This window comes from Thauera sp. SWB20 (assembly GCF_000831325.1).
GTDB lineage: Bacteria > Pseudomonadota > Gammaproteobacteria > Burkholderiales > Rhodocyclaceae > Thauera > Thauera aminoaromatica.
Window position 1 is genome coordinate 297,341 of the sequence record NZ_JTDM01000016.1, and the last position, 23,184, is coordinate 320,524.

Annotated in this window: 20 protein-coding genes, 1 tRNA gene and 1 pseudogene; 13 read left to right on the plus strand and 9 right to left on the minus strand. The window is 69.2% G+C overall.

Annotated elements, in window-relative coordinates:
* The first annotated feature begins 73 nt into the window (after positions 1 to 73).
* The 5 genes from secA to PO78_RS08790 all read left to right on the plus strand — a co-directional run bounded on the left by secA (position 74) and on the right by PO78_RS08790 (position 8,617).
* Positions 74 to 2,803, plus strand: coding sequence for a preprotein translocase subunit SecA (gene secA / locus PO78_RS08770; protein ID WP_012585942.1), 2,730 nt, complete (start codon positions 74 to 76; stop codon positions 2,801 to 2,803).
* Positions 2,804 to 2,825: 22 nt separating this feature from the next.
* Positions 2,826 to 4,064, plus strand: a complete 1,239-nt coding sequence (gene argJ, locus PO78_RS08775; protein WP_004306284.1) for a bifunctional glutamate N-acetyltransferase/amino-acid acetyltransferase ArgJ — start codon at positions 2,826 to 2,828, stop codon at positions 4,062 to 4,064.
* Between the two features lie 208 nt (positions 4,065 to 4,272).
* Entirely contained in the window at positions 4,273 to 6,327 is a 2,055-nt protein-coding gene (locus PO78_RS08780) for a TonB-dependent receptor plug domain-containing protein (protein WP_012585941.1), read from the plus strand.
* 68 nt (positions 6,328 to 6,395) lie between these two features.
* Positions 6,396 to 7,286 carry an ABC transporter substrate-binding protein gene (locus PO78_RS08785; protein ID WP_231570654.1) on the plus strand — a complete coding sequence of 297 codons (891 nt, stop codon included), beginning with the start codon at positions 6,396 to 6,398 and terminating at the stop codon, positions 7,284 to 7,286.
* Positions 7,283 to 8,617, plus strand: coding sequence for a diguanylate cyclase (locus PO78_RS08790; protein WP_004306289.1), 1,335 nt, complete (start codon positions 7,283 to 7,285; stop codon positions 8,615 to 8,617). Before PO78_RS08785 ends, PO78_RS08790 begins: the two co-directional genes overlap by 4 nt.
* Before the next feature lie 38 nt (positions 8,618 to 8,655).
* Here the strand turns inward: PO78_RS08790 and apaG are convergent, their stop codons facing one another.
* The gene (gene apaG, locus PO78_RS08795) at positions 8,656 to 9,039 is read right to left on the minus strand and encodes a Co2+/Mg2+ efflux protein ApaG (protein WP_004306290.1); all 384 of its coding nucleotides are present in this window, start codon (positions 9,037 to 9,039) and stop codon (positions 8,656 to 8,658) included.
* A gap of 68 nt (positions 9,040 to 9,107) precedes the next feature.
* Between apaG and purB the strand changes: the two genes are divergently transcribed.
* Together purB and PO78_RS08805 are read left to right on the plus strand one after the other, a co-directional pair.
* Positions 9,108 to 10,484, plus strand: coding sequence for an adenylosuccinate lyase (gene purB, locus PO78_RS08800; RefSeq protein WP_004306292.1), 1,377 nt, complete (start codon positions 9,108 to 9,110; stop codon positions 10,482 to 10,484).
* Between the two features lie 84 nt (positions 10,485 to 10,568).
* Positions 10,569 to 10,886: a DUF2322 family protein gene (locus tag PO78_RS08805; RefSeq protein ID WP_004306294.1), complete on the plus strand. Its 318-nt coding sequence runs from the start codon at positions 10,569 to 10,571 to the stop codon at positions 10,884 to 10,886.
* A 312-nt stretch (positions 10,887 to 11,198) separates the two neighbouring features.
* Here PO78_RS08805 and secF read toward each other — a convergent pair whose 3' ends face one another.
* The 5 genes from secF to queA form a co-directional block, all read right to left on the minus strand.
* Positions 11,199 to 12,131 carry a protein translocase subunit SecF gene (secF, locus tag PO78_RS08810; protein WP_043743233.1) on the minus strand — a complete coding sequence of 311 codons (933 nt, stop codon included), beginning with the start codon at positions 12,129 to 12,131 and terminating at the stop codon, positions 11,199 to 11,201.
* 27 nt (positions 12,132 to 12,158) lie between these two features.
* Positions 12,159 to 14,024, minus strand: coding sequence for a protein translocase subunit SecD (gene secD / locus PO78_RS08815; protein ID WP_004306298.1), 1,866 nt, complete (start codon positions 14,022 to 14,024; stop codon positions 12,159 to 12,161).
* 160 nt (positions 14,025 to 14,184) lie between these two features.
* Complete coding sequence (gene yajC, locus PO78_RS08820) at positions 14,185 to 14,511, minus strand: preprotein translocase subunit YajC (protein ID WP_004306300.1); 327 nt, start codon at positions 14,509 to 14,511, stop codon at positions 14,185 to 14,187.
* Positions 14,512 to 14,602: 91 nt separating this feature from the next.
* On the minus strand, positions 14,603 to 15,715 hold the full coding sequence (gene tgt, locus PO78_RS08825) for a tRNA guanosine(34) transglycosylase Tgt (RefSeq protein ID WP_004306301.1): 1,113 nt from the start codon (positions 15,713 to 15,715) through the stop codon (positions 14,603 to 14,605).
* Positions 15,705 to 16,781, minus strand: coding sequence for a tRNA preQ1(34) S-adenosylmethionine ribosyltransferase-isomerase QueA (queA, locus tag PO78_RS08830; protein ID WP_043743235.1), 1,077 nt, complete (start codon positions 16,779 to 16,781; stop codon positions 15,705 to 15,707). Before queA ends, tgt begins: the two co-directional genes overlap by 11 nt.
* 92 nt (positions 16,782 to 16,873) lie before the next feature.
* Here queA and PO78_RS08835 point away from each other — a divergent pair.
* Positions 16,874 to 16,958: transfer RNA gene (locus tag PO78_RS08835), tRNA-Leu, on the plus strand.
* Positions 16,959 to 17,183: 225 nt separating this feature from the next.
* Here the strand turns inward: PO78_RS08835 and nhaR are convergent.
* The gene (gene nhaR, locus PO78_RS08840; RefSeq protein WP_004306305.1) at positions 17,184 to 18,080 is read right to left on the minus strand and encodes a transcriptional activator NhaR; all 897 of its coding nucleotides are present in this window, start codon (positions 18,078 to 18,080) and stop codon (positions 17,184 to 17,186) included.
* A 150-nt stretch (positions 18,081 to 18,230) separates the two neighbouring features.
* On the opposite strand from nhaR, the gene PO78_RS08845 reads away from it, so the two are divergent.
* The 5 genes and pseudogenes from PO78_RS08845 (at position 18,231) to tilS (PO78_RS23620) (ending at position 21,877) form a co-directional block, all read left to right on the plus strand.
* The gene (locus PO78_RS08845; protein ID WP_043743237.1) at positions 18,231 to 18,563 is read left to right on the plus strand and encodes an HPF/RaiA family ribosome-associated protein; all 333 of its coding nucleotides are present in this window, start codon (positions 18,231 to 18,233) and stop codon (positions 18,561 to 18,563) included.
* A gap of 93 nt (positions 18,564 to 18,656) precedes the next feature.
* Entirely contained in the window at positions 18,657 to 19,322 is a 666-nt protein-coding gene (locus tag PO78_RS08850; RefSeq protein ID WP_004306308.1) for a Bax inhibitor-1/YccA family protein, read from the plus strand.
* 168 nt (positions 19,323 to 19,490) lie between these two features.
* Positions 19,491 to 20,456 (plus strand): acetyl-CoA carboxylase carboxyltransferase subunit alpha, encoded by a 966-nt coding sequence (locus PO78_RS08855; protein ID WP_043743239.1) that lies wholly within the window; start codon positions 19,491 to 19,493, stop codon positions 20,454 to 20,456.
* 64 nt (positions 20,457 to 20,520) lie between these two features.
* Positions 20,521 to 21,418 (plus strand): annotated as a pseudogene (gene tilS / locus PO78_RS23615) (tRNA lysidine(34) synthetase TilS); the annotation flags it as partial.
* A gap of 54 nt (positions 21,419 to 21,472) precedes the next feature.
* Positions 21,473 to 21,877, plus strand: coding sequence for a tRNA lysidine(34) synthetase TilS (gene tilS, locus PO78_RS23620; protein ID WP_443080471.1), 405 nt, complete (start codon positions 21,473 to 21,475; stop codon positions 21,875 to 21,877).
* Positions 21,878 to 21,900: 23 nt separating this feature from the next.
* On the opposite strand, the gene PO78_RS08865 is transcribed toward tilS (PO78_RS23620), so the two are convergent.
* Together PO78_RS08865 and PO78_RS08870 are read right to left on the minus strand one after the other, a co-directional pair.
* Positions 21,901 to 22,506, minus strand: coding sequence for a response regulator transcription factor (locus PO78_RS08865; RefSeq protein WP_004321707.1), 606 nt, complete (start codon positions 22,504 to 22,506; stop codon positions 21,901 to 21,903).
* Positions 22,503 to 23,184: sensor histidine kinase (locus PO78_RS08870; protein ID WP_043743241.1), on the minus strand; the 682-nt coding region annotated here is incomplete at its 5' end. The genes PO78_RS08865 and PO78_RS08870, both read right to left, overlap by 4 nt.

A 23,184-nucleotide genomic window follows, 5' to 3' on the forward strand; every position in this document is an offset into this window, starting at 1 on the left:
AGAACCGTCACGGGGAGCCTGGGTGCGCCATGATAAACTCCCGCCTTTGCCGAATCGACGTCGACCCAAAAACATGATCTCCGGCCTGCTCAAGAAAATCTTCGGTAGTCGCAACGACCGCCTCGTCCGCCAGTACATGCACACCGTGCGCAAGATCAACGCCTTCGAGGCGGAGATCTCCGCACTGTCCGACGAGGCGCTGCGCGGCAAGACGGCCGAGTTCCGGCAGCGCGTGGCCGACGGAGAGTCGCTCGACGCACTGCTGCCCGAAGCCTTCGCCGTGGTGCGCGAGGCCGGCAAGCGGGTGCATGGCATGCGCCACTTCGACGTCCAGCTCGTCGGCGGCATGGTGCTGCACCACGGCAAGATCGCCGAGATGCGCACCGGCGAGGGCAAGACCCTGGTCGCCACGCTGCCCGCCTACCTCAACGCGCTGTCGGGCAAGGGCGTCCATGTGATCACGGTGAACGACTACCTCGCCAGCCGCGACGCCGAGTGGATGGGGCGCATCTACGGCTTCCTCGGGCTCACCACCGGCTGCAACCTGTCGCGCATGTCGCACGACCAGAAGCAGGCCGCCTACGCCGCCGACATCACCTACGGCACCAACAACGAGTTCGGCTTCGACTACCTGCGCGACAACATGGTGTATGCGGTCGGCGAGCGCGTGCAGCGCGCGCTCGCCTTCGCGATCGTGGACGAGGTCGACTCCATCCTGATCGACGAGGCGCGCACGCCGCTGATCATCTCCGGCCAGGCCGAGGACCACACCGATCTCTACCTGAAGATGAACCAGGTCGCGCCGATGCTCAAGCGCCAGGAAGGCGGCCTCGACGACAAGGACGAGGTCATCGAGGCGGGCGACTACACGGTCGACCTCAAGGCGCACCAGGTGCTGCTCACCGAGGCGGGCCACGAGACCGCCGAGCAGATTCTCGTGCGCATGGGCCTGCTCGCCGAGGGCGGCGGCCTCTACGATCCCGGCAACATCCTGCTGGTGCATCACCTCTACGCGGCGCTGCGTGCCCACGCCCTCTACCACCGCGATCAGCAGTACGTGGTGCAGAACGGCGAGGTCGTCATCGTCGACGAATTCACCGGCCGCCTGATGCCTGGCCGGCGCTGGTCCGACGGCCTGCACCAGGCGGTCGAGGCCAAGGAAGGCGTGCGCATCCAGGCCGAGAACCAGACCCTGGCCTCGATCACCTTCCAGAACTACTTCCGCATGTACGGCAAGCTTGCGGGCATGACCGGCACGGCCGACACCGAGGCCTTCGAATTCCAGCAGATCTATGGGCTCGAGACCGTGGTGATCCCGACCAATCGCCCGACCCGGCGCAGGGACGAGAACGACAAGGTCTACCGCACCGCGAGCGAGAAGTGGAACGCGGTCATCGAGGACATCCGTGCCTGCGTCGAGCGCGGCCAGCCGGTGCTGGTCGGCACGACCTCGATCGAGACCAACGAATTCCTTTCCGGCGTGCTCAAGAAGGCGAAGATCGAGCACCAGGTGCTCAACGCCAAGCAGCACGACAGCGAGGCGCAGATCGTCGCGCAGGCCGGCCGGCCCGGCATGGTCACGATCGCGACCAACATGGCCGGCCGTGGCACCGACATCGTCCTCGGCGGCAACATCGAGAAGCCGGTCGCCGCGGTGCGCGACGACGCCACGCTCGACCCCGCGCAGCGCGAGACCAGGATCGCCGCCCTGCGCGAGGCCTGGCAGAAGGTGCATGACGAGGTGATCGCCGCCGGCGGCCTGCACATCATCGGCACCGAGCGCCACGAGTCGCGCCGCATCGACAACCAGCTGCGCGGCCGCTCCGGGCGCCAGGGCGACCCGGGCTCGAGCCGCTTCTTCCTCTCGCTCGAAGATCCGCTGATGAAGATCTTCGCCGGCGAGCGCCTGAACGCGATCATGGTCCGCCTGAAGATGCCCGAGGGCGAGGCGATCGAGCACGCGATGGTGACGCGCTCGCTGGAGTCGGCGCAGCGCAAGGTCGAGCAGCGCAACTTCGACATCCGCAAGCAGCTGCTCGAGTACGACGACGTCGCCAACGACCAGCGCAAGGTGATCTACCAGCAGCGCAACGAGCTGCTCGAGAGCGAGGACATCTCCGACACCGTGCGCGCGATGCGCCAGGGCGTGCTGCACGACATCTTCCGCCGCTACGTGCCGGTCGACAGTGTCGAGGAGCAATGGGAGCTGCCCGCGCTCGAGCAGGCGCTGCTCGCCGAGTGCCAGCTCAAGCTGGCGGTGGCCGCGTGGGTGACGGCCGAGCCCAGCCTGGACGACGAGGCCATCCTCGAGCGCGTGGTGCAGGCCGGCGAGGAGGCCTACGCCGCCAAGACCGCGATGGTCGACCCGGCGGCCTGGCACCAGTTCGAGCGCAACGTGATGCTGCAGAGCCTCGACACCCACTGGCGCGAGCACCTCGCGGCGCTCGACCACCTGCGCCAGGGCATCCACCTGCGCGGCTATGCGCAGAAGAACCCCAAGCAGGAATACAAGCGCGAGGCCTTCGAGCTCTTCGAGAGCCTGCTCGACGCCGTGCGCACCGACGTCACCAAGATCCTGATGACGGTACAGATCCGCACCGAGGCGCAGCTCGAGGAAGCCGAGACGCCGCAGCAGGTCGAGAACGTGCAGTACCAGCACGCCGACTACGACGAGGCGCTCGGCGGTGGCGCCGAGCAGGCGGGCGCGCAGCCGGCCACTGCCGGGCCCAAGGTCGGCCGCAACGACCCCTGCCCCTGCGGCTCGGGCAAGAAATACAAGCACTGCCACGGCAAACTGAACTGATCCTTCCGTCCCGGAGAACCGCATGGCCGTCAATCTCGCCACCCCGAACCCTGCCGAACTGCTGCCCGTGAAGGGCGTGCGCCTCGGCGTGACCGAAGCCGGCATCCGCAAGGCCAACCGGCGCGACCTCACCGTGATCGAGCTGTCCGAGGGCAGCCGCGTCGCCGGCGTGTTCACGCAGAACCGCTTCTGCGCGGCGCCGGTGCAGGTGTGCCGCCAGCATCTGACGGGCGGGGCGATCCGCGCGCTGCTCATCAACACCGGTGTCGCCAACGCCGGCACCGGCGAGCCGGGCCTGGCCAACGCCAATGCCTGCTGCGCCGCGCTGGCGCGCGAACTGGGCATCGAGGCGGGTCAGGTGCTGCCGTTCTCGACCGGCGTGATCCTGGAGCCGCTGCCGGTCGACCGCCTGGTCGCCGGGCTGCCCGGAGCGGTCGCAGACCTGCGTGCCGACGGCTGGTTCGACGCCGCGCACGCGATCATGACCACCGACACCCTCGCCAAGGCGGTGTCGCGTCAGGTCCGCATCGGCGAGCGCACGGTCACCCTCACCGGCATCAGCAAGGGCGCAGGCATGATCAGGCCCAACATGGCCACCATGCTCGGCTTCCTCGCCTGCGACGCGGCGATCGCGCAGGACCTGCTCGATGACTTGGTGCGCGAGGCGGCCGACCTGTCCTTCAACAGCATCACCGTCGATGGCGACACCTCGACCAACGATTCCTTCATCCTCATCGCCACCGGCGCCGCCGGCAATGCCGAGATCGCCGACGTCGACAGCGAGGACTACCGCGCCCTGCGCGCGGCGGTGATCGAGGTCGCGGTCGGGCTCGCGCAGGCGATCGTGCGCGATGGCGAGGGCGCGACCAAGTTCATGACGATCGCGGTCGAGGGCGGCCGCGACCGCGAGGAATGCCGCAAGGTGGGCTATGCGGTGGCGCACTCGCCCCTGGTCAAGACCGCCTTTTTCGCCTCCGACCCCAACCTCGGCCGCATCCTCGCGGCGATCGGCTATGCCGGCATCGACGACCTCGACGTCGCCAAGCTGCGCGTGTGGCTGGGCAACCCCGAGGAGTCGGTGCTGGTCGCCGAGCACGGCGGTCGTGCGGCGAGCTACCTCGAGGAGGCGGGCTCGCGCATCATGAAGCACGCCGAGCTCACGGTGCGCATCGCGCTCGCCCGCGGCGACGCCGCCGCCACGGTGTGGACCTGCGACTTCTCCTACGACTACGTGAAGATCAACGCCGACTACCGCAGCTGAGCGCCTTCCGGCGTGCGCCACGGCCCCGGCAGCCACTCGGCGCCGGGGCCGTGTCATGTCATGCAGGGCGGGCGGCGACCGTGTGCTGGCATGCGTGACGTGGTTCACCCAAGGCGGCGCACGTATCTTGTCGGCGCCCCCGGAATGGGCAGAATGCAGGCTGGATGGTGCGCTCAGTTCGCCATGGAGCCGTAGGAATCGCTTTGTCATGCAGGATCCGTATACCAGTCGCTACCCGCGCACGCGGGGTCTGGCTTCGCACGCGGGGCCCCTCGTCCTGCTTGGCCTGCTCGCGCTCGACGCGCGTGCGGAATGGGGCGACCCGGACCCGTTCTTCAGCGAGATTCCGATGGTGCTGACCGCATCGCGCCTGGCGCAGTCGCCGCTCGACGCGCCTGCGCCGGTGACCGTGATCGATCGCGAGATGATCGTCGCCTCGGGTTTCAACGAGATCCACGACCTTCTGCGCCTGGCGCCCGGCTTCCTCGTGGCCGACCATCCCGATGGTCCCCCCACGGTGGCGACCCACGGCCTGGGCGACGCCCATGCGCGCCGCATCAAGGTGATGGTGGACGGGCGCACCGTCAACAGCCCGCTGTGGGGCAACGTGATCTGGGACAACCTGCCCTTGCGGGTGGACGATGTCGAGCGCATCGAGGTGGTGCGCGGCCCCAACGGTGCGGCCTATGGCGTCAATGCCTTCCAGGGGGTGGTCAACATCATCACGAGGGCGCCCTCCACCGAGAGCGGGCGGGCGTTCGTCGTGCGCACTGGAAAGAACGGTTTCCGTGATTACGGCGTGCGCCTGAACGGGGCTGGCGGAAGCGCCTTCGACTGGCGCCTCTCCGCCTCGCGGCGCGAGCTGACGACGTTCGAACCGCACTTTCGGGAACGGCTCGGGGACTGGCACTCTTCCGAGTCGCTCACCCGCAACACCGCCCACTTCAGCGCAGTGCTGCAGTTGTCCGCAGCCGAAGAGCTCGGCCTCCAGGTTGGCGTCAGCGAGGGCGACAGCAAGCGCGGCGCCCAGGCCTACCTCGACTATCCGCCCCACACCGAGGAGGACCGCGCGCTTCACCTGCAATTCGGCTGGCGGCGCCACATCGACGCGGAATCCGTGCTGAGCGTGCAGTATTTCCACCAGGGCGAGCGTGCCGGCGGGAGCTGGCCGGTGATCCAGGCGCAAGGCACGACGACCGCGAGCTTCCCGACCAGCCGGGCCAGCGAGGCGAGGCGGCACGATCTCGAGCTGCAATACGACACCCGGCTCGGCCGGCGTCTCACCGGCATGCTCGGTATCGGGCTGCGCAGCGAGCATGCGCGCTCGCTACACCTGTTCGGCACCACACGGTGGCTGGATTCGACCCATGGGCAGGTCTTCGGCAGCCTCACGTGGAACCCGCTCGATCCGCTCAAGATCGATCTCGGCGGCACGCTCGAGCACCATGACTACAGCGGCAGGCTGTTCTCGCCCCGCCTTGCGTTCAACTACGCCCTCGACGAGGACTCGGCCCTGCGCCTGTCCACCGGGACGGCGTACCGCGCCCCCAGCCTGATGGAGTCGCGAGCCTTCCAGACCGACCGCGAGGGCGACACGATCCGGCGTATCGGCTTCCGTGTCTTCGACCCGCTGCAGAGCGAGCGCATGCGCTTCGTCGATCTGGGCTATGTCGCGCAGCTGCGTTCGTTCGGACTCGGCTTCGATGCGCGTGTCTTTCGCGAGTACTACCGGCGTTTCATCGACGACAAGAGCTGCGTGTTCGGAGAGTGCCCGCGCCCCGAGCCGGCCGACTATGTTCCGATCGACCCCGGCAAGAAGAGCTTCTATTTCCTCAACGTCGACGACTTCCGCATGACCGGTGCGGAATTCACCCTCGACTGGCGCAAGCCGGGCTGGGGCAGGGCGGTACTGTCCCAGGCCTTCATCCGCATCGACCATGGCGAGCCCTACAGCGACCGCGACATCCCGAACAGCGCACCGCATGCGACCACCTCGCTGCTGCTGATCAAGGACTTCCCCGGACGCTGGCAGGCGAGCCTGGGCTACTACCACAACGGCCTGTACTACTGGATGAACGGCGGCGACATCGTGCCGCGCACCGATCGCTTCGACCTGCGCGTCGCGCGCCGCTTCGGTCCGCCCGGTTCGGACAACGAGGTCTCGCTCACCGCGCTGAGCCTGAAGGGGCGCTACGCGGACTTCCACGAGGACAAGTTCCGCCACGAGCCGGACCTCTATCTCGGCGTGCGTATCGGATGGTGACGGCGCGCATGCGAGCCTGCCTGTCGTGTCTCCTCCCCGGCGGCCTGCGCGTCGCAGCGGCGCTCGCCATGCTCGCGCTGCTGCCTGTGCTCGGCCTGTCCGTTGCGCACGCGATGGAGGTGGCGGTGCTGGTTTCCGAGCCGGGGGGGCGCGGTCAGCGCTTCGTCGAGGCGCTCGATGCCGCGCTCGCGCCCGGGGTGCATCGGCTGGCAGGCGCGGGGCTCGCCGGCGGGGAGGCAGATACGGCGCTGCTCGGCCGCGCCGATCTCGTACTCGCGGTCGGCCACGCGGCGGCGGAGCGTGCCCTGCGGGATTCCTCGCGGCCGGTGCTGGCCGTGCTCGTCGGCCTGCGCGACCTGGATCGCCTCAAGCGGGCGCATCCCGCGCGGGATCTCGGCGCGGTGGTGCTCGACCAGCCGCTCGAACGTCATCTCCGTCTCGTGCGCGCGGTCCTGCCCGACGCGAAGCGCGTCGGCGTGCTGCTCGGACCGGACAGCGTCGTGCAACTGCCCGGCCTCCAGCATGCAGCGGACGCGCTGCGCTTGCAGGCCGACGTCCATGAGGTGCGCGAGGTGGCGGACCTCGTGCCGGCGCTCGATCACCTGCTCTTTGCCGGCGACGCCCTGCTGCCCCTGCCCGACGGCCTTGTCTCGGGGCCGGCCGCGGCGCGCACGATCCTGCTCACCAGTTACCGCCACCGCCGGCCGGTGTTCGCCCACTCGGCCGCCTATGTCACCGCGGGTGCGCTCGCCGCGGTGTTCAGCACGCCAGAGCACGTCGCGGTGGATGTCGCGGACCTGCTGGCGGCAGCCAAGGAGCCTGCGGCCCTGGTGCGCAAGATCCACTCGCCGCGCCGCTTCGATGTCGCGGTCAATCGCGCGGTGGCGCGGGCGCTGGGGCTCGTGGTCGCGGACGAGCAGGTGTTGCGCGAGCGGATTGCCGACGGAGGGGCGCAATGATCGCCGCGCTTTCCCGTTACTCGCTGCGGCGACAGATGCTTTTGGTGCTCGGCCTGCCGAGCGTCGTGTTCGTGCTCTGCATCGCCGCGCTCTTCGCTTACCAGAGCAGTCGCGCGCTCGACCAGGCCCTGCTCGAACGCGGCCGTGCCATGGTGCGCTTCCTCGCGCCGGCGGCTGAATATGTGCTCGTGTCGGGCAACCGCGAAGCGCTCGGCGCGCTGATGGCGCGGGTGCAGGTCCAGCCCGACGTGGTCGGCGTCGGGTTCTACGATGCGGGCGGCGACGCGCTGGCGACGCTGGGAGAGGGGGTGTCGCCACGGCTGGCCGCGCCGTCGCGCGCCGAGGGGGACGAGATCCGTGTCGACCTCGCGGACGGTGCGATCGGCTTCGAGGCGCCGGTGGTGGCGGTGCCCGCGACGGTGGACGACTATGCGGAGGATTCGTCGTCGAAGACGGCGCCGGTCGTCGGCCACGTCCGCGTGGTGCTCGGCACCGCGCGTCTGGATGCCGAGAAGCGCGGGGTCTTCCTGACCGTGAGCCTGTTGGTGCTGGGCGTGCTCGCGACGGCGATGGCAATCGCGGTGCGTCTGGCCGGATCGGTCGGCGAGCCGGTCGCTGCCCTGGTGGATGCGGTCGGGCGCATGGCCGACGGCGACCTCGCGGCGCGCGTACCGGCGCGTGCGCGCAACGGCGAGTTGAAGGCGCTCGAAGCGGGATTCAACGCCATGGCCGAGGCGATCGCCGAGAACCAGCGCACGCTGCAGGCCCGCATCGACGAGGCCACCGTGCAACTGGCCTGGCAGGCCCGCCACGACCCGCTGACGGGGCTCGCCAACCGGCGCGCCTTCGAGGAGCGCATCGAGCAGGCGGTGCGTGCGCACCGGCGCTCGGGCGACCAGATCACCCTCTTCTATATCGACCTCGATCACTTCAAGGTGGTCAATGACAGCTGCGGCCATGCTGCGGGAGACCGGCTGCTGAGCGAGCTCGGTGCCCTGCTCAAGGGTCGCCTGCGCTCCGAGGACGAAGTGTTCCGCATCGGTGGCGACGAGTTCGCCGCGATCTTGCGCGGTTGTGGCCGCGAGGACGCGCGCCGCATCGCCGAGGGGCTGTGCGCGGCGATCGCCGCGCATGCGTTCGAGTCCGACGGCAGGGCCTTCCGCGTCGGCGCCAGCATCGGGCTCGCGCGCATGGACCCGGACCTGCAGGAGGCCGACGCGCTGATGATCGCCGCCGACCAGGCGTGCTACGCCGCCAAGCACGGCGGCCGTGGTCACGTGGTGGAGTATCCGCTGCCATTCGTCGCCCCGGGGAGCGCGCGCCCGGGCTAGCAGCTGGGCACGATCGTCCGCCGTGACCGGCAGCGCGCTCAGTGCAGCGCTTTCGGCACCGCCAGCATGAAGGCCGGAATCTCGGCCTCGAACTCGTGGCCGTCGTCCGCGCGCATGCGGTAGCTGCCCTGCATCGTCCCCACCGGCGTGGCGAGCACGCAGCCGCTGGTGTAGCGGAAGGCCTGGCCGGGGCCGAGCACCGGCTGCTCGCCGACCACGCCCTGGCCGTGGACTTCCTGCATCTTGCCGTTGCCGTCGGTGATCACCCAGTGGCGCGCGAGCAGCTGGGCGCGCACCTCGCCGGTGTTGAGGACGGTGATGTGGTAGGCGAACACGAAGTGCTCGTCCTGCGGGCGCGACTGGTCGGCGACGTATTCGGCGACCGCGGTCACCTGGACGCGGTAAGGCGTGGTCTCGCTCATCGTCTTTTGTTCTCGGTGGGGAAGAGGGGCAGGCGTTAAAATAGCAGTTTTTCCCGGAAGCTCCCGCCATGTCGAACGCCGCCCCGTCCCCGCTCACCGCCCTGTCTCCGCTCGATGGTCGCTACCATGGCAAGGTCGCCGGCCTGCGCGAACACTTTTCGGAGCACGGCCTGATTCGCAACCGCGTGCGCGTCGAGGTCGAATGGCTGAAGGCACTCGCCGCCGAGCCGGCACTGGCCGAGATTGCCCCGTTCTCGCCGGCCACGGTGGTGGAGCTCGACGCCGTGGTGGCGCAGTTCTCGACCGACGACGGCGAAGCGGTGAAGGCGATCGAGGCCACCACCAACCACGACGTCAAGGCCATGGAGTACTGGCTCAAGAAGCGCCTCGGCCACAACGCCGAGGTGATGAAGGTGTCCGAGTTCATCCACTTCGCCTGCACCTCCGAAGACATCAACAACACCTCGCACGCGCTGATGCTGGCCGAAGGCCGCGACCGTGTGCTGCTGCCGGCGCTCGACGCGGTGATCGCCCGGTTCCGCGAGTTGGCCCACGCGCTCGCCGACCTGCCGATGCTGTCGCGCACCCACGGCCAGCCCGCCAGCCCGACCACGCTCGGCAAGGAGATGGCCAACATCGCGGCGCGCCTGATGCGGGCGCGCGCAGCCATCGCCGGCGTGGCGATGACCGCCAAGTTCAACGGCGCGGTCGGCAACTACAACGCCCACCTGTCGGCTTGGCCGCAATTCGACTGGGAGGGCTTCAACCGCCGCTTCATCGAGTCCCTGGGGCTGACCTTCAACGAATACACCATCCAGATCGAGCCGCACGACGCCATGGCCGAGCTCTTCGACGCCATCGCGCGCGCCAACACCATGCTGATCGACGCCTGCCGCGACATCTGGATGTACATCTCGCTCGGCTACTTCAAGCAGAAGCTCAAGGAAGGCGAGGTCGGCTCCTCGACCATGCCGCACAAGGTCAACCCGATCGACTTCGAGAATGCCGAGGGCAACTTCGGCCTCGCCAACGCGGTGCTCAAGCACTTCTCCGAGAAGCTGCCGATCTCGCGCATGCAGCGCGACCTCACCGACTCGACCGTGCTGCGCAACATGGGCGTGGGCTTCGGCCACACGGTGCTCGCACTCGACAGTTGCCTGCGCGGCCTGGGCAAGCTCGAGGCCGAGCCCACGCGCCTGGCGGCGGACCTGGATGACTGCTGGGAGGTGCTCGCCGAGCCGGTGCAGACCGTGATGCGCCGCTATGGCATCGCCAACCCCTACGAGCAGCTCAAGGCCATGACGCGCGGCAAGGGCATCACCCGCGAGGCGCTGCAGGAATTCATCCGCACCCTGGCCATCCCCGCCGAGGCGCGTGACCACCTGCTGGCGATGACGCCGGCGAGCTACGTCGGCAAGGCGGCGGAGCTCGCCCGCCGCATCTGAGCGTCGCCCGAATCCGCCGGCCGCGCGCCGGCGCCCATCCCGACGCCACCCTTGCGGTGGCGTTTTCAATCCAGGAGAAACCCTATGGCCTTCGCCGACAACCTCAAGACCCTGCCCGGCGTGTCTCACCTCGCCGCGTTGAATCTGATCGACGCCGCCGACGCGGTCGTCGCCACCATCGAGAACAAGCCCGGCCAGGCCGGCTCGCTGGCGGTCTACAACCACCTCGCCCAGCTCTACGGCGCGATCAGCCCCGAGGCGGCGAAGAAGGGGCTGGAGCTCTATGCCGAGCACACCGAGGATGCCCGCGCCAACCCCGGCAAGCATCCCAACATCGACCGCCTGATCGGGCTGATCGAGCGTGGGGAAACGCTGCGGGTGAAGCAGGTGTTCGCGGTGTGAGGTTCTGCATGGTGTGATCGCCTGCGCGGCGGCGGTTCAGCCGCGGGGGCGGCGACGCAAACTCGTCGCTGCGCTCCTCGGGCATGCGTCGCCTTGTTTCCCCCGCGACGCCCTCCACCTCGGCGCTCCTGAAGTTGGCGCCCGCCGCCCCGAGCCCCGACCCGCAGCCTTGCGTTCGGGGGTGTCGCAGGCTGGCGTTTTCCAGTTGCGCCGCGTTCGCAGGGACGGAGGCGTTGCCGAGGCGCTGATTCCCACAGGCAAGAAAAAAGCGCCGCGCGGGCGCCTTTTCCGGTCGGGAAGCGCGGAGCAGCCTCAGACCACCGCCTCTTCCTTCTCCTTCTTCGGCTTGATGAACTGCTCGCGCGACACGCCCAGCCACATCACCAGCGGGCTCGCCACCAGCACCGAGGAGTAGATGCCGAAGCAGATGCCGATCGTCAGCGCGAGCGAGAAGTAGTACAGCGTCTCGCCGCCGAAGACGAGCATCGACAGTACCATCACCTGCGTGCTGCCGTGGGTGATCACGGTGCGCGAGATGGTGCTCGTGATCGCGTGGTCCAGCACCTGCGGCGTGGTCATGTTGCGCTTCTTCTTGAAGGTCTCGCGCACGCGGTCGAACACCACCACGGACTCGTTCACCGAGTAGCCCAGCACCGCCAGCACCGCCGCCAGCACCGGGAGCGAGAACTCCCACTGGAAGAAGGCGAAGAAGCCCAGGATGATGATGACGTCGTGCAGGTTGGCGATGATCGCCGACACCGCGAAGCGCCACTCGAAGCGCAGCGCCAAGTAGATCATGATGCCGACGATCACCAGCAGCAGCGCCATCGAGCCGTCGGCGGCGAGCTCCTTGCCGACCTGCGGGCCGACGAATTCCACCCGGCGCAGCTCGGGGGCGGGGCCGCCGACCTGCTGCAGCGTGTTCATCACCGTCTCGGACACGCGCGATGTCTCCAGGTCCTCGCGGTTGGGCAGGCGGATCAGCAGGTCGCGTGCGCTGCCGAAGTTCTGCACCTGCGCGTCGGGGTAGCCGCTGCCCGCCAGCGCCTCGCGAATCGGCTCGAGCTGCGGTGCCTGGGCGTAGCTGACCTCGACCAAGGTGCCGCCGGTGAACTCCACCGACAGGTGCAGGCCGCGGGTGAGGAGGAAGAAGACCGCCAGCGCGAAGGTGAGCAACGAGATGACGTTGAACACCAGCGCGTGGCGCATGAAGGGGATGTCTTTCTTGATGCGGAAGAATTCCATGGTCGTGTTTCCTGTGCGTTCGTCCGCTTATTTCGTATCCGGCTTCCACACCTGGCCGATCGACAGGCTTTCGACCTTGCGGCGACGGCCGTAGATGAAATTGATCAGCATCCGCGACACCAGGATCGCGCTGAACATCGAGGTCAGGATGCCCAGGCAGTGCACCACCGCGAAGCCGCGCACCGGACCGGAGCCGAACACCAGCAGCGCGATGCCCGCGATCAGCGTGGTGATGTTGGAGTCGAGGATGGTGTCCCAGGCGCGGTCGTAACCGGCCGCGATGGCCGCCTGCGGGCTGGCGCCGTTGCGCAGTTCCTCGCGGATGCGCTCGTTGATCAGCACGTTGGAGTCGATCGCCATGCCCAGGGTCAGCGCCATCGCGGCGATGCCGGGCAGGGTCAGCGTGGCCTGCAGCAGCGACAGCAGCGCCACCAGCAGCAGCAGGTTGGCGGCGAGCGCGATCGACGAAACGAGGCCCACCAGCAGGTAGTAGCCGCACATGAACACGACGATGGCGAGGAAGCCCCACAGCGTCGAGTTGAAGCCCTTCGCGATGTTCTCCGCGCCCAGGCTGGGGCCGACGGTGCGCTCCTCGATGATCTCCATCGGCGCCGCCAGCGAGCCGGCGCGCAGCAGCAGCGCGACGTCGTTGGCCTCGACGGTGCTCATGCGACCGGAGATCTGCACGCGCCCGCCGCCGATCTCGCTGCGGATCACCGGCGCGGTCACGACCTCGCCCTTGCCCTTCTCGAACAGCAGGATGGCCATGCGCTTGCCGACGCTCTCGCGCGTGACGTCGCGGAAGATGCGCGCGCCTGCGGCATCGAGCGTGAGGTGTACCGCGGGTTCGTTGGTCTGGCCGTCGAAGCCGGGCTGGGCGTCGGTGAGGCGGTCTCCGGTGAGCACGACCTGCTTCTTGACCAGCAGCGGCGAGCCGCCACGCTCGTTGTAGAGCTCCGTGCCGAAGGGTACGCTGCCGGCGAGCGCCTGCTCGATCGCGCCCGGGGTGTCGTCCACCATGCGCACTTCCAGCGTGGCGGTGCGGCCGAGGATGTCCTTGGCCTTGGCCACGTCCTGCACGCCGGGCAGCTGCACCACGATGCGCTCGGCACCCTGCTGCTGGATCACCGGCTCGGCGACGCCGAGCTCGTTGATGCGGTTGTGCAGCGTGGTGATGTTCTGCTTGATCGCGAAGTCGCGCATGGTCTGCTGCGCCTGCGGCGTCAGCGTGGCGACCAGCTTGAGGTCGTCGGCGGCATCGTCGCGCTCGACGAGCTGCAGGTCGGTGGTGCTGTCGAGGATCGCGCGCCGGCCCGCCTCGCGCTGGGCGGCGTCGCGGAAGCGGATCACCACGGTGTTGCCTTCGCGGGTGATGCCGGCGTGGCGCACGCTCTTGTCGCGCATCAGGGTGCGCAGGTCGCCGGTGGTCGAATCGAGGCGCTTGACCAGCGCACCCGGCATGTCGACCTCGAGCAGGAAGTGCACCCCGCCGCGCAGGTCGAGGCCGAGATACATCGGCAGCGCCTGGATCGAGGTGAGCCAGCTCGGCGAGGCCGACAGCAGGTTGAGCGCGACCACGTAGGACGGGTCGGCGGCGTCGGGGTTGAAGGTCTGCTCGATGACGTCCTTGGCGCGCAGCTGGGTCTCGGTGTCCTTGAAGCGGGCACGTACGCTGGTGGCGTCGGAGAAGATGCCGGTGTTCTCGATGCCGGCCGCCTTGAGCGCACCGGCGATGCGGTCGGTGGTGGCCGCGGTGTCGAGCTTGAGCGTGGCCTTGGCGCTGGACACCTGCACCGCCGGCACCTCGCCGTAGAAGTTGGGCAGGGTGTAGATCAGGCCCCAGAGCAGCACGAGGCCGATCAGGAGGTTCTTCCAGAGGGGATAGCGGTTCATCGTCGGCGGGAATTTGGGTGGAGCGGGGCCCGACGGGAGGCGTCGGGCTGCGCCTGCCGGGCGCCTGGCCGCACCCGTGGGGGCGGCGACGGATTGCAGGGGCCGGCCATGGGCCCGCGGCGGCGGCGCGGTCGAGCCGCCCGCCACCGCGCCGGGAGGGTCAGATCGCCTTCAGCGTGCCCTTGGGCAGCACGGTGGCGACGGCCTGTTTCTGCGCGGCGACCACGGTGTTGGGGGCGACTTCGATCTGCACGAAGCTGTCGCCGACTTCGACGACGCGGCCGGCGATGCCGCCGCCGGTGACGACTTCGTCACCCTTGGCGAGCGCCTCGACCATGGCCTTGTGTTCCTTCGCGCGCTTCATCTGCGGGCGGATCATCAGGAACCACAGCACCACGAACATCAGGATCAGCGGCAGCAGGCCCATCAGGCCTCCGGTGGGGTCGGCGGCGCCAGCGGCCTGGGCGTAGGCATTGGAAATCAGCACGTTGAAACTCCGGTTGGAAGAAAAACGATGAAGTATAGCAGCAGCCGGGACGGGGCCCGGGAGGGGTGAGACGGCCCGCGCGGCGAAGGGTTCAGCCCGTGCCGGTGGCGCGCTCGCCGCGGAAGCGCTGTACGTAGGGCGCGAACTCGCCGGCCGCGATCGCGGCGCGCAGCTCGGCTGTAAGCGTCTGGTAGTAGCGCAGGTTGTGCACCGTGTTGAGCATGCTGCCGAGGATCTCGCCGGTGCGGTGCAGGTGGTGCAGGTAGGCGCGGCTGAAGTTGCGGCAGGTGTAGCAGTCGCAGCTTGGGTCGAGCGGGCGGGTGTCGGCCTTGTGCACCGCGTTCTTGATCTTGATGTCGCCGTAGCGGGTGAACAGCCAGCCGTTGCGGGCGTTGCGGGTGGGCATCACGCAGTCGAACATGTCGATGCCGGCGGCGACGCCCGCGACGATGTCCTCGGGCGTGCCCACGCCCATCAGGTAGCGCGGCTTGCCCTGCGGCAGGCGCGGCGCAGTGTGGGCGAGGATGCGCGCCATGTCGTCCTTGGGTTCGCCCACCGACAGGCCGCCGATGGCGAAGCCGTGGAAGCCGATGTCTTCGAGTGCGGCCTGCGACTCGTCGCGCAGGTCCTCGTACATGCCGCCCTGGACGATGCCGAAGAGGGCGTTCTTGTTCTCGAGGCGATCGAACTCGTCGCGCGAGCGCTTCGCCCAGCGCTGCGACAGGCGCATCGACTTGGCCGCCTCGTCGCGAGTGGCGGGGTAGGGCGTGCATTCGTCGAAGATCATCACGATGTCCGAGTTCAGCACGCTCTGGATCTGCATCGAGATCTCGGGCGTCAGGAAGAGTTTCGCGCCGTCGATCGGGCTGGCGAACTTCACGCCTTCCTCGCTGATCTTGCGCAGCGCGCCCAGGCTGAAGACCTGGAAGCCACCCGAGTCGGTGAGGATGGGCTTGTCCCAGGCCATGAAGCGATGCAGGCCCTGGTGCGCGGAGATGATGTCCAGCCCCGGGCGCAGCCACAGGTGGAAGGTGTTGCCCAGGCAGATCTGCGCGCCGATGTCGGAGAGCATGGCCGGCGTCATCGCCTTGACCGTGCCATAGGTGCCGACCGGCATGAAGACCGGGGTCTCGACCACGCCGTGGGCGAGGGTGAGGCGTCCGCGGCGGGCGCCGCCGTCGGTGGTGAGGAGTTCAAACTGCATCGTCGTTCTTGTCGTTCTCGGATTCGTTGCGGCGGGTGATGAACATCGCGTCGCCGTAGCTGAAGAAGCGGTAGCGCTGCTCGACCGCATGCGCATAGGCGCGGCGGATGCTGTCCATGCCGGCGAAGGCCGACACCAGCATCATCAGGGTGGATCTGGGCAAGTGGAAGTTGGTGACCAGCGCATCCACCACCTGGAAGCGGAAGCCGGGCAGGATGAAGATCTCGGTCTCGCCGCTGCCGGCTTCGAGCGCGCCCTCCTGCGCCGCGGCCTCGAGCGCGCGCATGCTGGTGGTGCCGACCGCGATCACGCGCCCGCCGGCGGCGCGGGTGGCGGCGATGGCGTCCACCGTCTCCTGCGGGATCACGTAGCGCTCGCGGTGCATGCGGTGCTCGCCGAGATCGTCGACGCGCACCGGCTGGAAGGTGCCGGCGCCCACGTGCAGGGTGAGCCAGGCGCACTGGGCGCCGCGCGCGGCGATGCGCGCGAGCAGCGCGTCGTCGAAGTGCAGGCCGGCGGTGGGCGCGGCGACCGAGCCGGGCGCGCGTGCATAGACCGTCTGGTAACGGGACTCGTCGGCCTCGCCTGCGGCGCGCTGGATGTAGGGCGGCAGCGGCAGCTTGCCGTGGCGCTCGAGCAGCGCAAGGAGGTCTTCGTCGGGCGGAAAGCGCAGGTGGAAGAACTCGCCCACGCGGCCGAGCACCTCGACCTCGAACGCGTCCGCCAGGCGCAGCCGGCTGCCGGTCTTCGGCGACTTGCTCGCCCGCACCTGGGCGAGCGCCTCGTGCGGGCCGACCGGCCGCTCGATCAGCACCTCGACCTGGCCGCCGCTGTCCTTGACGCCGTGCAGACGGGCATGGATGACGCGGGTGTCGTTGAACACCAGCAGATCGCCGGGATTCACGCGCTCCGCAAGGGCGGAAAACACCGCGTCGGTGAGCCGCGGCGTGGCGCCCTCCTGCGGCTCCAGCACGAGCAGGCGGCTGGCGCTGCGCTCGGCCAGCGGTGCCTGGGCGATCAGCTCGGGAGGCAGGGTGTAGTCGAAGTCGGCGAGGGTGAGGGACATCGTGTTGTGTTCGGTGGAGATTGTTCTGGTCCGGAGCGGCTGACGGCTCGCTTGCCGCCCCGCCTCGTGTTCGGGGATAATGCGCGTCCCGTGCCGGGATGGCGGAATCGGTAGACGCAGCGGACTCAAAATCCGCCGCCGCAAGGTGTGTGGGTTCGAGTCCCACTCTCGGCACCAGTTTTCGGCTCCGCCGGTCGGCATCGACCGCCGGCGGCTCTTCGATGAACGCGGCGTTCGACCCCGCCCGTCGAGTAGTCGTTCGCGACGGAGTCCTCCGCTCGCTTTTCCTCTTCCTGCGTTCCGGCTGCCTGCCTTCTTGCTGAGGGAGCGCGCTTGCCAGCGTTGCCGGTCGCCGTCCGTTCCCGGCCCGCGATTCTGTAGCGCCCCGGGGCGAAAATCAAATCAGGCGAAGTTCTGCTTCGCGTGCGCGCCCTCGCTGATCGCGCGCACCGCGGGGTGGGTCAGTCTGCGCTCCACCGAGATCGCGTAGTAGGTTTCGGTGACGCCCTTCGCGTCCCCCAGATGCACCAGCCCGCCCTGGCGGCAGAGCTGCTCGCCGACCAGCGAAGCGCTCGGGAAGATGCCCGCGCCGGCCTCGGCGAAGGCGCGCATCAGCGCGCTGTCGTCGAATTCGCCGACGATGCGCGGGCGCAGCCCGGCGGCCTCGATCCAGCGCAGCAGCGGCCCGCGCACGCTCGCCTCCACCCCGGGCAGCAGCAGCGGTGCGCCGTCGAGGCGGGCGGGGAAGTCGCCGGCAAGGCGGGCGGCGAGCGCGGGCGCGGCGTAGAAGCCGATGGTCGATTCGCCGAGCGCGTGGCTGAAACCGCGCACGTCCATGGCGGGCGGCAGCGGGCTGTCGGCGAGCACCACGTCGAGCTTGTGGATCGCGAGTTCGCCGAGCAGGGCGTCGAACTTGCCCTCCCGGCAGACGATGCGCATCGGCTCGGGGAGATCCATCGAGGGTGCCAGCAGCAACCACGCGATCGCCTTCGGCACCACGTCGGCGATGCCCACCCGGAAAGGCACCGCGCGCCCCGTCGCGCGGCTCTGCAGCGCTTCCTCGAGCTCGTTGCCGAGGCGGAAGATCTCCTCGGCGTAGTCCAGCACCATGCGCCCGGTCTCGGTCAGCACCAGGCCGCGGCCCTGGCGCTTGAACAGGTTTACGCCGAGATCGGTCTCCAGGGTGGCGATCTGGCCGGACAGGGTCTGCGGCGCCAGGCCGGAACGTTCCGCCGCGCGCACGATCCCACCCGCGCGGGCCACGGTCCAGAAATGATGGAGCTGCTTGTAGTTCAGCATGGGGCGCCTCCGGCGTGCGCACTTCAATACTTCGGAAAAATCGGATTCAAATTCTGCTGAACCGAGATTCTATCGAACAGTCTGAGCGGTAGTATCCACCGGAGCACAGGGCCCGATGGATCCGTGCAACGAAAACGAAGGAGACTGGACATGCGTATCGATCTGCATTGCGACGGTGTGGAGACCGCCCCCGGCCTGCGCGACTACGTGGCGCAGCGGATGCGTGCTTCGATTGGCCGCTTCCGCGACCACATCCAGTGGGCGCGCGTGAAGGTCGCCGATGTGAATGGTGTGGAGGGTGGCGCCGACAAGCGTTGCGTGGTTCAGCTGCGCCTGCGCAACCTCCCCGATGTGGTTTTCGCCATCACTCAGCTCGACGTGCGCGCGGCGGTGGACGAGGCCGCCGACCGGGTCGCCCGCGTGCTCGCCCAGCGCGTGCGCCGCCACCAGCGCGGGCCGGCGATGGCCGCGATCCCGGCATGATTTTCTCGTAGTTCCTGCAGCAAACCCCCGGTCGTCCGCCCGTTCGGCGCCGGTTCCAAAACAAATCGACGATCCCACTGGAGGACCTCCACCATGGAAAACCGCATCAGTACCCTGGGCCGGGCCGAAGCCTCGGTCCTGCAGACCAACAAGGTCATCCGCAACACCTACATGCTGCTGTCGCTCACGCTGGCCTTCTCGGCGCTGACCGCCGGCCTGTCGATGGCGATGGGCGCGCCGCGCCTGGGCATCCTGATCACGCTGGCCGGCTACTTCGGCCTGCTCTTCGCCACTACCAAGTTCCGCGACAGCAGCCTGGGCATCGTGTTCGTGTTCGCGCTGACCGGCTTCATGGGCTTCACCCTCGGCCCGATCATCTCGTCCTACCTCGCCCTGCCCAATGGCGGCTCGATCGTGATGCAGGCGATGGCCGGCACCGCGGCGATCTTCCTTGGCCTGTCGGCCTACGCGGTGACCACCAAGAAGGACTTCTCCTTCATGGGCGGCTTCCTGATGGTCGGCATCCTGGTGGCCTTCCTTGCCGGCCTGGGCGCGATCTTCTTCGAGATCCCGGCGCTGTCGCTGACCGTCTCGGCTGCCTTCGTGATGCTGATGTCGGGCCTCATCCTGTACGAGACCAGCAACATCATCCACGGCGGCGAGACCAACTACATCATGGCCACGGTGTCGCTGTTCGTGTCGATCTTCAACCTCTTCACCAGCCTGCTGCACCTGCTGGGGTTCGCCAACAACGACTGACCCGGAGCGCCCGCCACGGCGGGCGCCTTCCGGAATGGGGCGGTGGCCGCGAGGCGCCGCCCCATTCTTTTGCGCGCGAGCACGGGTTTTGCGCTGCAGCACGCGCGCCGCGCGCGGCCGGGCGGCTGGCGTTACAATGGCGCACATTTTTGACTGGGACAGCCCGGGATGAAGACCACCTTTCTTGATTTCGAAACGGCGATCTCCGAACTCGAGGAAAAGATCGACCAGCTGCGCTTCGTCCAGGACGATCCGGCGGTCGACATCTCCGACGAGATCAAGCGGCTCGAGGCCAAGAGCCAGTCGCTGACCAAGGACCTCTACGCCAAGCTCAGCCCCTGGCAGATCGCCCAGGTCGCGCGCCACCCGCAGCGCCCCTACACGCTGGACTACGCCAGCCTGATGTTCACCGACTTCCACGAGCTGCACGGCGACCGCAACTACGCCGACGACAAGGCCATCGTAGGCGGGCTGGCGCGCTTCAACGGCCAGGCCTGCGTGGTGATCGGTCATCAGAAGGGTCGCGACACCAAGGAAAAGATCGCGCGCAACTTCGGCATGCCGCGCCCCGAGGGCTACCGCAAGGCGATGCGCCTGATGAAGATGGCGGAGAAGTTCGCGCTGCCGGTGTTCACCTTCGTCGACACGCCGGGGGCCTATCCCGGCATCGGCGCCGAGGAGCGCGGCCAGTCCGAGGCGATCGGGCACAGCATCTACCTGATGTCCGAGCTCAAGACCCCGATCATCAGCACCATCATCGGCGAAGGCGGCTCGGGCGGCGCGCTCGCGATCGCGGTCGCCGACCGCGTGCTGATGCTGCAATACTCGACCTACTCGGTGATCTCGCCCGAAGGTTGCGCCTCGATCCTGTGGAAGAGCGCGGAGAAGGCCGCCGACGCGGCCGAGACCATGGGCATCACCGCGGCGCGCCTGAAGTCGCTCGACCTGGTCGACAAGGTGGTCGACGAGCCGATCGGCGGCGCCCACCGCGACCACCGTGCGATGGCCGCCACGCTCAAGCGCGCGCTCGCCGACGCGCTGCGCGAGCTCGAGGCGCTGTCGCCCTCCGAGCTCGTCGAGCAGCGCTACCAGAAGCTGATGAGCTACGGCCGCTACAAGGAAAAGGCGGCCTGAGGCCTTCTCGCCGCTCGAGCCCGGTCGGGCGCGCGCTGCTGCGCCTGCGCTCGCGACTCCATCGATGAGGACCCCGCCCGCCGACGTGCTGCCCGAATCCGCCGCCGCGGTCCTCGCGGCTGCCGGTGTCGGCGCCGGCAGTCGCGTGTGCTGCGCGCTCTCCGGCGGAGTCGATTCGGTGGTGCTGTTCGAGCTCCTGCGCCGCCTGCAGCCGCGCTTCGGCTTCAGCCTGCGCGCCGCCCACGTCGACCACGGCCTCAGCCCGAATGCCGCCGCCTGGGCGCGCGCCTGCGCCGAGCGCTGCTTGGCCGCGGACGTTCACCTGCAAGTCTTCCGCGTCGAAGTCGAGCGCGCCCACGCCGACGGCCTCGAGGGCCGCCGCGCGCGCCGCGCGCCACACCGCGCTCGCCCAAGTGGACTGCGACTGGCTCGCCTTCGGCCATCACGAGGACGACCAGGCCGAGACCCTGCTGTTCCGCCTGCTGCGCGGCACGGGCGTGCGCGGGGCGGCGGCGATGCGCGCGGTGGAGCCGGGCGGGGCAGGGCGGGTGGGGCGGCTGCGCCCGCTGCTCGGGGTGCGCCGCGCGCAGCTGCTCGAGTGGGCGGGCGCGCACGGACTCGGTTGGGTGGAGGACGAGAGCAACGCCGAGCTGCGCTTCACCCGCAACGCCCTCCGCCATCGTCTGCTGCCGGTGGCCGAAGGCCTCTTCCCGGCGGCGGTGCCGAACCTGGCGCGCGCTGCCGCGCATTTCGCCGAGGCCGACGCGCTGCTCGGCGAACTCGCCGCGATCGATGCCGCGGCCTGCGGCGCGCCCGTGCTGTGCCGCGCGGACTTGCTCGCCCTGACGCCGGCGCGCCAGGCCAACCTGCTGCGCTGGCTGCTGCTCGGGTCCGGTGCGCCCTTGCCCGGCGCGGCGCCGCTCGGCGAAGCCCTGCGCCAGCTGCGCGCGTGCGAACCCGCCCACCCCCTGCGTCTGCCGCTCGGCGCCTGGGTGTGCTGCGCCTACCGCGATCGTGTGTGGCTGGAGCCGGCGCAGCCGCCCGCTCCGCAGGCGCTGCACTGGCAGGGCGAGGCGGCGATGCACTGGGGCGGGGATGAAGTACGCCTCGTGGCGTCGATCGGCGCCGGACTGGGCAGGGGCTGCCTCGAAGATGCCGGCGAGGTCCTGCTCGGGCCCCGGCGCGAGGGTCTGCGCATGCGACTGCACCCCGCGCGGCCGCGGCGCGAGCTGCGCAAGCTCTGCCAGGAGGCCGCGATTCCCGCGTGGCTGCGCGACCGCCTGCCGGTGCTGTGGGTGGACGGCGAGCCCGCGTGGGTGGGCGGCATCGGCGTGGCGGCGGAGTTCGCCTGCGCGCCGGGGGCAGCGGGGCTCGTGCCGGAGTGGCGACCGGGCGGCGTCACCCCCGCGCCGCCACCCTGAGCGCTGAACGGTGGCGCCCGCGCTCAGGTGCGCAGCGTGGTCAGCAGCTGTGCCAGCTCGACCGCCGAGCGCACCTCCATCTTCTCGAAGATGCGCGAGCGGTGCGCCTCCACGGTGCGCATCGAGATCGACAGGTCGTCGGCGATCACCTTGTTGTACTTGCCTTCGAGGATCAGCTCCATGACCTCGCGCTCGCGCTGGGTGAGCGTGGCCAGGCGTGCCTCGATGGTCTCGCGGCTGGCGGCGGCGCGCAGGCGCTCGTCGTCGGTGGCGAGCGCCTTCTCGACAAGGTCGACGAGATCGTGGTCGTTGAAGGGCTTCTCGATGAAGTGGAAGGCGCCCTTTTTGAGCGCCGCCACCGCCATCGGCACGTCGCCGTGGCCGGTGATGAAGATCACCGGCAGCTGGCAGCCGCGCGCGAGCAGCTCGTCGAAGCACTCCAGCCCGCTCATGCCCTGCATGCGGATGTCGAGCACGATGCAGCCGCGCCAGTCGCCGCGCCAGTCGGCGAGGAAGGCCTCGGCCGAGGCCCAGCTCCGGCAGGGTACGCCGCGCGTCTTGAACAGCCATTCGAGGGCGTCGCGGATGGCTTCGTCGTCGTCGATGATGTGCGTGCAGGCGGGATTCATTCGAACTCGGCGTCCACCGGGAGGGAAAGGGTGAAGATGGTACCGCCGCCCGGCCGCGATTCGAAGGCCAGGCGGCCGCGGTGCAGCTCGGCGATCGAGCGGCAGATGTTGAGTCCCATGCCCATGCCCTCCTGCTTGGTGGTGAAGAAGGGCTCGAACAGCCGCGCGGCGGTTTCGGCGGGAATGCCTGCGCCGCGGTCGGCGACGGTGACGGTGACGAAGCGGCCCTCGCGTGCGGTGTGCACGGCGACGACGCGCTCGGCTGGCGGGGTGTCGCGCATCGAGTCCATCGCGTTGCGCACCAGGTTGACGACGATCTGCTCGATCATCACCGCGTCCGCCGGCACCTGCGGCAGGCCGTCGGCGAGCTCGCTGCGGATCCGCATGCCGCGCTTGCGCGCGTCGGCCTCGATCAGGCCGATGGCGTCGCGGATCACCGCGGCGAGGTCGAGCGCCTCGCGCTTGGGTTCGGAGCGGCGCACGAAATCGTGCACCCGGCGGATGATCTCGCCGGCGCGCTGGGCCTGGCGGGCGATGCGCTGGTGCACGTCGAGCAGCTCGCTGCGGTCGAGCGGCGCCTCGTCCTGCAGGCGGTTGATGCAGCCCGTGGTGTAGCTTGCGATCGCCGCGAGCGGCTGGTTGAGCTCGTGCGCGAGCGTGGACGCCATCTCGCCCATG